Annotated in this window: 10 protein-coding genes; 3 read left to right on the top strand and 7 right to left on the bottom strand. The window is 50.4% G+C overall.

Going from position 1 to position 13342, the window contains the following annotated elements:
* Positions 1 to 12: 12 nt before the first annotated feature.
* The 3 genes from flhF to sixA all read right to left on the bottom strand — a co-directional run bounded on the left by flhF (position 13) and on the right by sixA (position 4269).
* The gene (gene flhF, locus AC6R0R_RS04010; protein WP_500625770.1) at positions 13 to 1512 is read right to left on the bottom strand and encodes a flagellar biosynthesis GTPase FlhF; all 1500 of its coding nucleotides are present in this window, start codon (positions 1510 to 1512) and stop codon (positions 13 to 15) included.
* A 29-nt stretch (positions 1513 to 1541) separates the two neighbouring features.
* Positions 1542 to 3635 carry a flagellar biosynthesis protein FlhA gene (gene flhA / locus AC6R0R_RS04005; protein ID WP_500625769.1) on the bottom strand — a complete coding sequence of 698 codons (2094 nt, stop codon included), beginning with the start codon at positions 3633 to 3635 and terminating at the stop codon, positions 1542 to 1544.
* Positions 3636 to 3804: 169 nt separating this feature from the next.
* On the bottom strand, positions 3805 to 4269 hold the full coding sequence (sixA, locus tag AC6R0R_RS04000) for a phosphohistidine phosphatase SixA (protein WP_500625768.1): 465 nt from the start codon (positions 4267 to 4269) through the stop codon (positions 3805 to 3807).
* Positions 4270 to 4582: 313 nt separating this feature from the next.
* On the opposite strand from sixA, the gene AC6R0R_RS03995 reads away from it, so the two are divergent.
* Complete coding sequence (locus AC6R0R_RS03995; protein WP_500625767.1) at positions 4583 to 7357, top strand: insulinase family protein; 2775 nt, start codon at positions 4583 to 4585, stop codon at positions 7355 to 7357.
* Here AC6R0R_RS03995 and AC6R0R_RS03990 read toward each other — a convergent pair.
* On the bottom strand, positions 7349 to 7945 hold the full coding sequence (locus AC6R0R_RS03990; RefSeq protein WP_500625766.1) for a VOC family protein: 597 nt from the start codon (positions 7943 to 7945) through the stop codon (positions 7349 to 7351). The two genes, AC6R0R_RS03995 and AC6R0R_RS03990, sit on opposite strands and share 9 nt — an antisense overlap.
* A 245-nt stretch (positions 7946 to 8190) precedes the next feature.
* Here AC6R0R_RS03990 and argS point away from each other — a divergent pair, with 245 nt between their 5' ends.
* Together argS and AC6R0R_RS03980 are read left to right on the top strand one after the other, a co-directional pair.
* On the top strand, positions 8191 to 9924 hold the full coding sequence (argS, locus tag AC6R0R_RS03985) for an arginine--tRNA ligase (protein ID WP_500625765.1): 1734 nt from the start codon (positions 8191 to 8193) through the stop codon (positions 9922 to 9924).
* Positions 9925 to 10015: 91 nt separating this feature from the next.
* Positions 10016 to 10444 (top strand): HIT family protein, encoded by a 429-nt coding sequence (locus tag AC6R0R_RS03980; protein ID WP_500625764.1) that lies wholly within the window; start codon positions 10016 to 10018, stop codon positions 10442 to 10444.
* Positions 10445 to 10474: 30 nt separating this feature from the next.
* Here AC6R0R_RS03980 and AC6R0R_RS03975 read toward each other — a convergent pair whose 3' ends face one another.
* Genes AC6R0R_RS03975 through AC6R0R_RS03965 form a run of 3 tightly spaced genes read right to left on the bottom strand, consistent with a single transcriptional unit; the run spans position 10475 to position 13205 of the window.
* Entirely contained in the window at positions 10475 to 10705 is a 231-nt protein-coding gene (locus AC6R0R_RS03975; protein ID WP_500625763.1) for a FeoC-like transcriptional regulator, read from the bottom strand.
* Positions 10702 to 12978 (bottom strand): Fe(2+) transporter permease subunit FeoB, encoded by a 2277-nt coding sequence (gene feoB / locus AC6R0R_RS03970; protein ID WP_500625762.1) that lies wholly within the window; start codon positions 12976 to 12978, stop codon positions 10702 to 10704. The genes AC6R0R_RS03975 and feoB overlap by 4 nt, the downstream gene beginning before the upstream one ends.
* Positions 12975 to 13205 carry a FeoA family protein gene (locus AC6R0R_RS03965; protein ID WP_500625761.1) on the bottom strand — a complete coding sequence of 77 codons (231 nt, stop codon included), beginning with the start codon at positions 13203 to 13205 and terminating at the stop codon, positions 12975 to 12977. Before AC6R0R_RS03965 ends, feoB begins: the two co-directional genes overlap by 4 nt.
* Between the last annotated feature and the right edge of the window lie 137 nt (positions 13206 to 13342).

Here is a 13342-nt window from a genome sequence, read left to right as displayed (position 1 = left end):
ATCGTCCGCCGCCTAGAACCTGTCTGCGTCACTATTCCAATAGTGCGGTTCGTTATCTGTCGACTTCTCTAGCAACTCATTTGCTTTCGCTACCATGTATTTTGGCTGAGCAATCACAATGTCTTCTGGTACACGCTGTCCATTCGCGATATAGGCGACGGGCAGTGCGTTTTGCACCACAACACTGACAAACTCTCCCAAACTCAGTGACTCATCGAGCTTGGTCAAAATACATCCAGAAAGTGGAATACGTTTAAAGTGATCAATGGTCTCTTGTAATACTTTGCGCTGCGCGGTGGCAGGCAGTACCAAATAGCTATGAATCACTTCACCAATTTCGTGCATTAGGGTGTCAAGCTGCTCGGACAATCGGACATCACGCTGTCCCATGCCGGCAGTATCGACCAAAATTAGGCGACGATTTCTCAACTGATAAATAACATCGGCTAATTCATTGGAATCTTTAGCAACTTTTACTGGGCACCCCATAATTCGACCATAAATAGCCAACTGTTCATGAGCACCAATTCGATAAGTGTCTGTGGTCACAAGCGCCACGTTGTCCGCGCCAAACTCCATGGCAGCGCGCGCGGCCAATTTGGCCACCGTCGTGGTTTTCCCCACACCGGTTGGGCCAAGTAATGCGACCACACCACCGCGTTTAAGGATGTCTTGTTTGGAGATAGGGATCTGGTCTGAGACTAAACCCAGCAACGCTTTCCACGCTTTGGTAGGCGGCGTGTCTTCAGGTATGTAACACGCTAATTGATCGGCCAAATCCGAAGAGACGCCCATCCGCTCAAGGCGCTTAATTAACATGGCTCTAAGGGGCTCTCTTCGCTCCACTTCTTGCCACATTAACCCCGATACTTGATGCTCAAGCAGACGACGAATCGAGGACATTTCCTCTTTCATCTCTTCAAAATCTTCGTTGGACATCGCTGATTCTTGCGCGCGACCACGCTCATAACGAGAAGGATCCAAGCGCGCAGCCGGTTTTTCAATACGGCGGTCTTCTGCAATCAGCTTGGCCAAAGGCGAATCTTCACGTACGCGAACATCGTTATCCTGACCGGGTTTATAAGAGGTGTTTTGACGCTTCAACAACGCCGCCAGCGAGTCTTCTTCTTCCTCATCACGAGGCGAAGTCCCGCCACGATATTGGGCCAGCATATTGGCAAAACGTTTGGTCATCGAGCGCCCTGAATCCCCTTGTGATTGTAGGCTCACCTTATCATCATCAAGGCGACGCTGATTCGATGAGGCTAAGCTCGCACTGGCTTGGCTATGCTGGTTAGCGGACTGAGAGGCGGGGACATGTCGTGGGTTGGAGTTGTAGCTGTGACTTGGCGCCGCTCGCTTCGCTGCGGAATCTCCGTCAACAGCCGCCACGATTTCTACGCCACCAGCGACTTTTTTGTTCGACATGATTACTGCGTCATCGCCTAACTCTGCTTTCACTTGAAGCAGAGCGCCACGCATGTCTTTTGCAAAAAATCGTTTAATTTTCAAATTAGATACCGTGTTTTACCGACTCTGTTCTAGTTACCGACAGCTTGAACAATGCGGATTTGTTTTTCGTCAGGTATTTCTTGGTATGACAGCACACGCAGTGATGGAATCGTATTCTTCACGAACTTGGCTAAGGTTGAACGCAACACCCCTGATGTCAGGAGCACAGCAGGCTCACCTTTGAGCTCTTGTTCTTGTGTGGCATGGCTCAGTGATGATTGCAATCGCTCTGCCAAACCAGGTTCTATCCCTGCGGACTCTCCTCCCGAAGCTTGCATTGTCTGATGCAATATTTGTTCCAGTTCAGGAATCAAGGTAATAACCGGCAACTCTGGCTCTATACCGTTGATTTCCTGAACGATTAAGCGCTTCAATGAGATTCGTGCAGCGGCCGTTAGGATGTCGGGTTCTTGACTCTTTGATGAGTATTCCGACAAGGTCTGAACGATGGTACGAATGTCTCGAATGGGCACGGCTTCGTTGAGTAAGTTTTGCAGAACTTTCACCACGACGCCAAGTTGCAGCTGATCGGGTACAAAGTTTTCCACTAACTTCGGCGCGCTGCGACCCAACATTTCAAGGAGATTTTGTACTTCTTCATGACCGAGCAATTGAGAGGCGTTGTTGGTCAACAGCTGGCTTAAGTGCGTCGCCAACACCGTGGACGAGTCAACGACGGTGTAGCCTAACGCCTGAGCATGCTCGCGCTGCTCTTCGCGAATCCACACCGCTTCAAGCCCAAACGCGGGGTCAATGGTCGGTTCACCCTCAATCATCCCGTACACTTGGCCTGGGTTGATTGCCAGCTCCATATCTGGGCGAATTTCCGCCTCGCCTACCGCAACGCCCATCAAGGTGATGCGGTAACTGTTTGGCGTCAATTCAAGGTTATCGCGAATGTGCACAGCTGGAATGAGGAAGCCAAAATCTTGAGAGAGCTTTTTACGCACCCCTTTCACTCGCTCAAGCAGTTCGCCCCCTTGGTCTTTATCCACCAATGGGATCAGGCGGTATCCCACCTCAAGACCAATGGTATCGACCGGCTGAACATCATCCCAAGAGAGCTCTTTCGGCGTGGGAGCTTCGGTCTCTTGCGTGGCGGGCAGGTTCTTGCTCTCGGCCTGTTTTTTCTGCTTACGTTGAATGAGGTACGCACCGCCGCCCGCTAACAGTGCGAGGAGCAAAAACGCAAAATGAGGCATCCCCGGAACGATGCCCATGACAAACAAAATCGCGGCGGTGATCATCAGCGCCTTGGGGTTGTCAAACATCTGAAAGACAACCTGCTGTCCCATATCCTCGTCTGTATTTTGACGCGTCACCATGATCGCGGCGCCAATCGACAACAGCAATGATGGGATCTGGGCGACCAGACCATCACCAATAGTCAGCAAGGTATAGATTTGAATCGCTTCACCAAAGCCGAGGCCGTATTGCGCCATACCGATCGATAAGCCGCCGATAATGTTGATAAACAGAATCAAGATACCGGCAATGGCGTCACCCTTAACAAATTTTGACGCACCGTCCATCGAACCATAGAAATCGGCTTCTTTGGTCACTTCTTGACGTCGAGTGCGCGCTTGATCTTGGTCGATAAGTCCCGCATTCAAGTCTGCGTCAATCGCCATTTGCTTACCGGGTAAAGCATCCAAGGTAAAGCGAGCACTCACCTCAGAGATACGCCCTGCACCTTTGGTCACGACCATAAAGTTGATGATCATCAAGATGAGAAAGACCACCAGACCGACAGCGTAGTTACCACCAATCACCACGTTACCGAAGGCTTCAATCACAGAACCTGCCGCTTCGGGTCCTTCATGACCGTACAGCAGTACCACACGCGTTGAAGCAACGTTGAGCGCCAAACGCAGCAAGGTCGCAATCAGCAGTACCGTGGGGAAAGCCGCAAAATCAAGCGGGCGGCGTGTGTAAACCGTGACGAGCAGCACCACCATCGCCAAAGCGATGTTGAAGGTAAACGACAAATCGAGCAAAAAAGGCGGGATCGGCAATACGATCATCGCCAATGTCGACAGCACCATAACAGGCGCGCCTATGGCGGGTAAGGCTCGCTGAGGTATCGGTGGCAGCTTATCTGCAAACGGCAAAGAAAACTTCATAGGTAAGTAATGAGAATCTATGGAAAAAGAGTCAACGTCAGCTCTTTATGCAATTTTTAGTCCAGTGATGTTGTCAAAAAACTGGCTAGAGACAAGAACTAGGCGACCCATCTTTCGAAGTGACACCTGTAGCACGACTGACGTTCACGCCTGGATATTGCTGACGGCGTTAGGGTCTGAGGTTAAACAGCAACTCGCCTTGTTTGGTCTGAGGTTGGTAATCGACACAAGCCAACCCTGAGGTAGGGAACAGTGGCGGCGCCATATCCACCACAAACTCCGCGGTCAAATATCCGACCAGAGGTAAGTGAGAGACGAGCAACACAGACTCTAGCTGCTCAACATCAATCAAGGCGTCAATATACTGCGCGACTTGCTCAGAGTCCCCATAGGGCGTGATGTCATCCAGTGTCTCTACTTTATTGGCGTCAAAGCAGTGAGCGATCTCCTGCCATGTCTGCTGAGCACGGATATAAGGGCTGACAAGAACCTTATCAAAAGAGCGATAGCCCTGCTCGACACACGCTTTTGCGACCGCTAGAGACGCTTGTCGACCATTCGCGGTTAACTCACGCTGGGCATCACTGTCGGCAAAATGCTCTGCTTCCCCATGGCGCATAATAAAAATTTTCATGGCTAAATCCTACACTACCCTGCCAGCGCCCATTCGACGTGGCGAATTTATTATCGTGCCAGTCCTGCTGGCCATTTTTACTCTCAAGTATATCAAGAGCGTGGCTAAAGACACCGATTTTATTAATGAATTGTTGACGAAACGATCGCAATCTCAGGCAGGTACCGACGAGCGTTTTATAAAATCAATGACTTTTCTTGACGATATGGTTTGCAGACAGGCACATCGCGTTCATAATTGTTAAAAAGAACGACGACTATTTGCATTACCCTAATCGCCATTCACATCACTCGCCCACTTTTTGGAGAACATCGTGCACATTAGCCCAAATGATACCAATCAATACCATTATCTCGAGTTGGACAATGGCTTGAGGGTATTGTTGATTCACGATAAAAACGCACAGAAATCCGCTGCGGCATTGGCGGTGAATGTCGGTCACTTCGACGACCCGGAAGATCGTCAGGGGTTAGCCCATTACCTTGAGCACATGCTTTTTCTCGGCACAGAGAAATACCCTAAAGTGGGGGAGTTCCAAAGTTTTATTAGTCAACACGGCGGATCAAATAACGCTTGGACGGGCACTGAACATACCTGCTTCTTTTTCGATGTCTCTCCCACGGCATTTGAATCGGGCCTAGATCGTTTCAGTCAGTTCTTCACCGCACCACTGTTTAACTCCGAAGCACTCGATAAAGAACGCCAAGCGGTCGACTCTGAATACAAACTGAAACTCAAGGATGACTCGCGCCGACTGTACCAAGTCCACAAAGAGTTGGTGAATCCTGCTCACCCGTTTAGCAAGTTTTCAGTGGGTAATATTGACACCTTAGGCGATCGAGAAGGCCAATCGATCCGCGACGAAATCGTCGCCTTTCACCGCGATCACTACTCAGCGGATATCATGACACTCACAGTGGTCGGCCCGCAGTCGTTGTCTCAACTCGAGGGATGGGTGCGAGAGAAATTCACTACAGTGCGCAATCAGCGCTTGGCGGGCAAGCAGATCGAGGCGCCCTACACTCATCCGGGTTCCACCGCTATCCGTGTCAATGTCGAACCGGTTAAGGATCTGCGTAAAATCATCCTCACTTTCCCCATGCCAAGCATGGATGCTCATTATCAAACCAAGCCTCTCTCTTATTTCGCTCATTTGCTTGGCTATGAAGGCGAAGGGAGCTTGATGTTGGCACTCAAAGACGCTGGGTGGATCACTTCGTTGTCCGCAGGGGGCGGCACCAGTGGCAGCAACTACCGCGAATTTACCGTCAGCTGCGCACTGACTCCTGAAGGGCTTGAGCACATTGATGAACTGGTTCAGGCGGTGTTTAGCTACCTGACTTTAATCAAAGCGCACGGTTTTGACGAATGGCGCTACATGGAAAAACGCGCCGTGTTGGAGTCAGCATTTCGTTTTCAAGAGCCGACTCGTCCACTCGATTTAGTCAGCCATTTGGTCGTCAACATGCAGCATTACCAAGCGCAAGACATCGTCTACGGCGACTTTATGATGGCGGGCTACGATGAGGCTTTATTACGCGAATTGATGGGCTATTTCACGCCGCAGAACCTGCGCATCACCGTGATTGCCAAAAACTTGCCGTGTGACCAGCAAGCCAAATGGTACTTCACGCCCTACTCGGTTAAGCCACTCAGTGATGAACAGATGGCGTTCTATCACGCGCCATCAACGCTGACGTTTGCTCTGCCAGAGAAAAACCCGTTTATCGCCTACGATCTCGATCCTCAGCCTATTGCTGAGCATCAGCTTGTCCCTGAAATCCTTGAGAATTTGCCTGGATTTACTCTCTGGCACATGCAAGACAGCGAGTTTCGCGTGCCAAAAGGCGTTGTCTATGTGGCGATTGATAGCCCACATGCGGTCGCCAATCCGCGCAATATTGTCATGACGCGTCTGTGTGTGGAGATGTTTTTAGACTCGCTGGCCAAAGAGACCTACCAAGCTGAAATCGCCGGTCTTGGCTACAACATGTACGCACATCAAGGGGGCGTGACGCTCACCCTCTCCGGTTTTAGCCAGAAACAACCCGAGTTGATGGCGATGATCCTGAAACGATTTGCAGCGCGAGAGTTCAGTGCTCAACGTTTTGAGACCATCAAAGCGCAGTTGAAACGAAATTGGCAAAACTCGGCGCAAGATCGCCCTATATCGCAGTTGTTCAATGCACTAACAGGCATACTCCAACCCAACAACCCACCGTATGCGACGTTACTTGACGCGCTAGATACCATTAACGTCGACGAGCTAGCACGTTTTGTCGATGCTATTTTAGCCGAGTTGCACGTTGAGATGTTCGTCTATGGTGACTGGACCAAACACGATGCGCTCGCCCTCGGTGAGACATTGAAACACGCGTTGCGCGTCAAAAATCAGCAGTATGAAGAAGCACTGCGTCCATTGGTCATGCTTGGCGAAAACGGCACCTTCCAACGAGAAGTGCACTGCAACCAAGAAGACTCAGCGGTGGTGCTTTATTACCAATGCGAGGATTCCTCGCCAAGAAACATCGCCCTCTACTCGTTAGCAAACCATTTGATGTCGGCGACATTTTTCCATGAAATTCGCACCAAACAGCAACTGGGGTATATGGTGGGCACCGGCAATCTGCCCCTCAACAAACACCCCGGTATTGTGTTGTACGTACAGTCGCCCAATGCCGCTCCGATTGATTTAATTGCGTCGATTGACGAGTTCCTTAATGCTTTTTACATGGTATTGCTTGAACTGAACGAGTACCAATGGCACAGCAGTAAGAAAGGGCTTTGGAACCAAATCGCCACCCCAGACACCACATTGCGCGGCCGCGCGCAGCGTCTTTGGGTCGCGATTGGTAATAAAGACAAAGAGTTTAATCAGAAAGAAGTGGTACTGCGTGAACTTAAGAGCCTGACCAGAACGGACATGATTCGCTTCGTGGTGAATAAACTCAAACCACGCACCGCCGATCGTTTGATCATGCACACTCAAGGCAACGCACACAGTGATGCCCCGCCGCTCAAGTTAGGTCTAGAGATTGGATCTATCGAACAGTTCCAACTCCGACCTAAAGATGTCGAATTAGGCTAACTCAGACGCCACAATGGCCTTTAACGAATGGGGGTGGAGCTTGATGCACACCCCTTGATATTTAAAGGCGACCGTCGGGTTGCTGAGCCGCTCGCCCTCTCCTTTCGGACTCGACAATTTCACTTTCACTCCCATCTCACCAAGCTTCTCCCAATGCGCTTTCAATAGCGGAAAACGATGTTTGATCTCTTCCAGGTAAGCCTCGGCATCTTGTGCCTGTGAGGGAACCACAAATTCAACATGTTCCCAACTCTGCTCTGGATACACTTTTCCGGGCGCCGGATAAGGCAGCTCTAAGCACTCAATCGACCAGCCCAAGCTTTCGAGAGGTTGATGAAACTCAAGCACGGCGATGGGACGGCCATTAATACGCGCTGTCGAGATTTCCGTACCCTCTTCACGCCAGGCCTGATGGGCAAGTTCAGCCAACGTATTGTCATTGATACGCATTGCGATGTGATCCGCCTGGTAAGGACTCAAATCCAAATGCAGCAACTCGCTTAAATCGCGAATTTTATGCATGAAGTTATCCAAATTAGCTTTCATTTGCGCTGGCAACAGCGCTGCGTCTGACAGGGATTGAGCCATGGTTTTGCATCCAGTACGTTGAGATTGCGGCAATAGTAACAAGTTCGCGCTGAAAAGTAGAAAATTTCCCAATTAAGTCCCTATAAGCGCCGCGATAAAGTTGTTATTATGTGCGCCAATTTATGAACTAGATCGAGATATGCATTCACCCTATCCCCACGGATATTATGCGCAGCAAGATGCCCATCTGCTCGCCGAAATTGAATGCATACCCAACCAATTCCCGAGAATTGAAGGAAGCGCGAGTGAATATCCAAGCACTTATTAATGACAAAGTTTCTCAGGCTCTAGAAGCCGCTGGCGCACCTGCAGGCAGCCCTGCAGCGGTACGTCAATCTGCAAAACCACAGTTTGGTGACTACCAAGCGAACGGCGTTATGGGCGTCGCGAAAAAACTCGGCACCAACCCACGAGAATTTGCACAAAAAGTATTGGACGTACTAGACCTCGATGGCATCGCCAGCAAAACGGAAATCGCTGGCCCAGGTTTCATCAACATCTTCCTTGATGAAGCCTTCCTTGCACAACAAGCCGATGCAGCGCTTGCCGATGCGCGCCTTGGCGTGGCGGCTGAAGCGCAGCAAACCATCGTCGCAGACTACTCAGCGCCAAACGTCGCCAAAGAGATGCACGTTGGTCACTTGCGCTCAACCATCATTGGTGACGCGGTGGTGCGCACACTGGAGTTTTTAGGCCACAAAGTGATTCGCGCTAACCACATCGGTGACTGGGGCACGCAGTTTGGTATGTTGATTGCCAACCTAGAGCGCGTACAGAAAGAGTCTGGCGAAGTGTCGATGGAACTGTCGGATCTTGAAGCCTTCTACCGCGAATCGAAAAAGCTCTACGACGAAGATGAAGCATTTGCAGAGAAAGCCCGTAACTACGTGGTCAAACTGCAAGGTGGTGACGAATACTGCGCAGAAATGTGGAAAAAACTGGTGGATGTCACCATGATCCAGAACCAGCGCAACTATGATCGCCTCAACGTTTCTTTGACGCGTAACGACGTTATGGGCGAAAGCATGTACAACGACATGCTGCCAGGCATCGTTGCCGATCTCAAAGAGAAAGGCTTGGCGCAAGAAGACGATGGCGCGCAGGTCGTCTTCCTTGACGAGTACAAGAACAAAGACGGTGAGCCTATGGGCGTCATCATCCAAAAACGCGATGGCGGCTTCCTCTACACCACAACAGACATTGCGTGTGCCAAATACCGCTATGAAACGCTAGGCGCTGATCGCGTGTTGTACTTTATCGACTCACGTCAGCATCAGCACCTAATGCAAGCGTGGACCATCGTTCGTAAGGCTGGTTACGTACCAGAAGAGGTTACCCTTGAGCACCACGCATTCGGTATGATGCTTGGCAAAGATGGTCGCCCATTCAAAACTCGCGCGGGCGGCACTGTGCGCCTTGCTGATCTGTTGGATGAAGCGCAAGAGCGTGCCATCAAACTGATCGAATCGAAAAACCCGGATCTTGATGCGCAAGAGAAAACCAACATCGCGACGACCGTAGCGATGGCAGCGGTGAAATACGCGGATCTCTCTAAGCACCGTACCACGGATTATGTGTTTGACTGGGACAACATGCTCGCCTTTGAAGGCAATACTGCGCCTTACATGCAGTATGCCTACACGCGTGTTGCGTCGATCTTCGCCAAAGCGGGAATCGAAATGGACGCGTTGTCTGGTGAGATTAAAGTGACGGAAGAGAAAGAGAAAGCGCTGATCGCTAAGCTTCTGCAATTTGAAGAAGCAGTACAGTCAGTGGCTCGCGAAGGTCAGCCTCACATCATGTGTAGCTACCTGTTTGAGTTAGCGGGTCAATTCTCTAGCTTCTACGAAGCATGCCCAATTTTGAGCAGCGAAGATGAGTCCATCAAGCAAAGCCGCTTAAAACTGGCGGCATTGACCGCAAAGACCATCAAACAAGGTCTTTCTCTGTTGGGTATCGATACCCTTGAGCGCATGTAATCGCGCCTAGCCTTGACCATTCAGGCGACGAAACGAAGGTTGGTGTGAAAGCATCAACCTTTTTGTTATCCATGGACTAAGGACCCTCACCATGAGTTTTGAACTTCATCCCCAGCTGGTTAAAGACACGACCTTACTTGGCCACTTCCCACTCTGTGTTGCGCTGCTACACAAAGACAGTGCCGTGCCTTGGGTTATCTTGGTGCCCAAACGAGCGCAACTCAAAGAACTGCACCATTTGCCGATGCAAGAACAGCAACAGTTTTTGCTGGAATCACAAGCGGTGAGCCAAGCTCTGGAAGCCACCTTTCGACCTGATAAACTGAACCTTGGGGCGCTGGGCAACATGGTGCCGCAACTGCACATTCACCATATCGCTCGCTTTAAGGATGATGTGGCTTGGCCTGGCCCTGTTTGGGGCAATACGCCGGGTGAACATCGTAGCGACGAGGCACAAATTGAGATAGCAACTCGCTTGAGCAATGTTCTGTCGCTTAGTCACTTGTTTACACGAGTTTGAACTTCTGTCGAGCACCACAGCAGCGGACGTCTACATGCTAGTGATGATAGCAATCTGGTCATTTCGGACGGACACATATCGTGTCCGAACCGTAATGTTGTGCTCATTGACATCATCTATCCTAGACAGTTTCCCTTTGCGTAACCATATCGCCAACATGGCATCGACCCCATCGAGCGACAACGAAAAACGCTTGGCAAGCTCGGCTTGGGTCACCGTACCATATTGATCAATGTAAGCTTTTAGCTCTGAGACGATCATGCGGTTTGCACCTCTAGCGACGCTTGCTCTCGTCTTCCCGCCACTTTAAGAGCACGCCAAACGCCTCCACTGACAACGACAATCCCCGCAATCCACACGCTGCTACTTAGAGGATGATCGGCAAAATGCGCCACTTGGTAATACAAGGCCGCGCTACCGTAAGCCAGCCCCATCGTCCATACGGCAATAAAGCGCGCGTATCGAGCGCCAAATTCACGCACATACGCTCCCATCGCCGCCACACACGGTGTGTAGAGCAATATGAATACCAGATAGGCGAACGCTGCGTGAGAAGAAGCAAAATGCTGCTTTAAGTTACCGAAAATCGATGCGTCCACCGCTTGCTCTTCTGCCACCGCTTCGGTGTCGGATAAATCTCCCACGGAAATGCCCAACGGGTCGCTAAAGCTCAGGCCAATCAAGTTATCGCCGATCGAGGCAAACGCCTCTTCCATACTGGCTAATAAATCATACTCACTCTCTTCACCTTGCGCGGGCGCGTAGAGGTTATTCAAGGTTCCGACCACCGCTTCTTTAGCAAAAATTCCGGTGATGATGCCGACGGTTGCCGGCCAATTGTCCGCTTCAATACCGATGGGCTCAAATACCGGTGTGACCCACACCGCCGCTTGCGACAGTACCGAGTGCTCGCTGTCTTCATTACCAAAACTGCCATCAGTGCCGAGCGAGTTCATAAAACTCAAGATCGCGACAACCATGACAATGGTTTTCCCCGCGCCAAGCGCAAAGCGTTTGAGCTTTTGCCAAGTTTTGATCAGCACATTTTGTACTGTCGGTAGTTCATAGTCCGGCATTTCCATCACTAAACTCTCACTCGAACCTGGGTAGAGCGTGTGCTTAAGTACCCAACCCGTCAACACTGCGGCGACAATACCAAGTAAGTAGAGGGCGAAGACAATGTTCTGCCCACTTTGCGGGAAGAAAGCGGCAGCAAACAGCGCATAAACCGGTAGACGAGCCCCGCAAGACATAAACGGTGCCATTGAAGCAGCCAGCTTGCGCTCTCGTTCTTGATCGAGCGTGCGCGTCGCCATAATGGAGGGTACGTTACAGCCAAACCCGAGCACCAAAGGCACAAATGCTTTACCCGGTAAACCGAGTTTTTGCATCACCTTATCCAGCACAAACGCAGCGCGAGACATGTAGCCTGAACTTTCCAAAATGGCGAGAAACAGATACAAACACGCGATCACAGGAATAAAGGTGGCGACGGTTTGTATACCGCCACCAATGCCATCGGCAAGTAAGGTCACCAACCACACGGGCAAATGATCATCGAGCAAATAGTGGCCGCCATCGACCAGCAAAGCGCCGACACCAATATCAAAAAAGTCAATAAATGCGCTGCCGATATTGATGGAGAACATAAACATCAAATACATCACGACAAAGAAAAACGGCACGCCAACCCACTTGTTGAGAATGACGTTATCAACATTTTGTGTGAATGAATGGCTTAACACTCCCTGGGCTCGACGCACCTGTTGGCACAATTGGTGAAGATAGGTGTATTTGGTATCTGCCACCAGCAGATCAATATCCATCGTCAATTGACTTTGAGCCACATGTACCTTTTCTCTTGACGCTTGAGTGAGTCCGTTGAGCACCAAACGGTCACTTTCCAGCGCACGGATCGCCAACGCACGCGGATTCACTTCAGCCTGACTCGATAAGGTCGATGCAAGCGAATCAATCGCCGCTTCAAACGCATCACCGTAATTCAAGCAAAATGCTTTCGGCGCGATGCCTTGCACTAAACGTTTATGGATATGCGCCTTAAACTGTTCAACATCACCCTTTCGGTTGGCAGAGAGCGCCCAAACGGGGCAACCTAAAGCGCGTTCTAGCGCGTTGACGTCAATGGTTTGTCTGACTCGTTTTAGGGCGTCCATCTTATTGAGCACCACGATCATCGGTCGGCCGAGCTCTCGTAGCTGTAAAGTCATATAAAGGCTACGTTCAAGACAGGTCGCATCAACGACATTGATGATAAGATCCGCGGGATGAGTGAGCACTGCCCGAGATGCAATAGACTCATCAATACTGTTGCCATCGTTCCCGCTATCAAGCGCGTAGATACCTGGCAGATCGGTTAAAGAGAAGTCGTCACCGGCATGGCGAAAGCGGCCGGTCTTTTTCTCTACCGTCACGCCCGCCCAGTTACCCACTTGCTGACGCGCGCCCGTTAAGCCGTTAAACAAGGTCGTCTTACCACTGTTTGGATTGCCGACAGTGAGAATTTGGTAATTCATGCGCGCACCTCCACATCAATCGAGTTGGCCATAGATTGACGAACGGCCAGTGAGACACCGCGTACTTCAACTTGCAGTGGGTCTCCCATTGGTGCGACACGAATCAAGGTTACCGCCGTGTTAGGCAGAAGCCCCATGACCATGAGTTTCTTGCGTACTTCTTTTGATATCTGACCAAAGCCAATGATGGTCGCGGTTTGACCCGGAGAAAGCTGAGATAATTGCATAACAGACCAATCGATAGTGTAAATGAGAAATATTACTATTAGTTATTGAGATGATATCTCTCTCTACCCGGTCAGATATTGTCTGAAATCAATCTTTGCATTTTTGTCCTCGTCACTTTTGTTAATTTTCGCCTCGT

Source organism: Vibrio sp. R12-SW3-ISO1, from assembly GCF_059834005.1.
The sequence above is the reverse complement of the archived record's forward strand: the minus strand, read 5'-3'. Positions and strand labels throughout refer to the sequence as shown.

Coding starts and splice junctions, on each gene's coding strand:
- AC6R0R_RS03975 (WP_500625763.1), bottom strand. CDS start 10,705: ATGATCGTCTCAGAGCTAAAAGCTTACATTGATCAATATGGTACGGTG.
- AC6R0R_RS03965 (WP_500625761.1), bottom strand. CDS start 13,205: ATGCAATTATCTCAGCTTTCTCCGGGTCAAACCGCGACCATCATTGGC.
- AC6R0R_RS03980 (WP_500625764.1), top strand. CDS start 10,016: ATGAGTTTTGAACTTCATCCCCAGCTGGTTAAAGACACGACCTTACTT.
- flhA (WP_500625769.1), bottom strand. CDS start 3,635: ATGAAGTTTTCTTTGCCGTTTGCAGATAAGCTGCCACCGATACCTCAG.
- feoB (WP_500625762.1), bottom strand. CDS start 12,978: ATGAATTACCAAATTCTCACTGTCGGCAATCCAAACAGTGGTAAGACG.
- sixA (WP_500625768.1), bottom strand. CDS start 4,269: ATGAAAATTTTTATTATGCGCCATGGGGAAGCAGAGCATTTTGCCGAC.
- AC6R0R_RS03990 (WP_500625766.1), bottom strand. CDS start 7,945: ATGGCTCAATCCCTGTCAGACGCAGCGCTGTTGCCAGCGCAAATGAAA.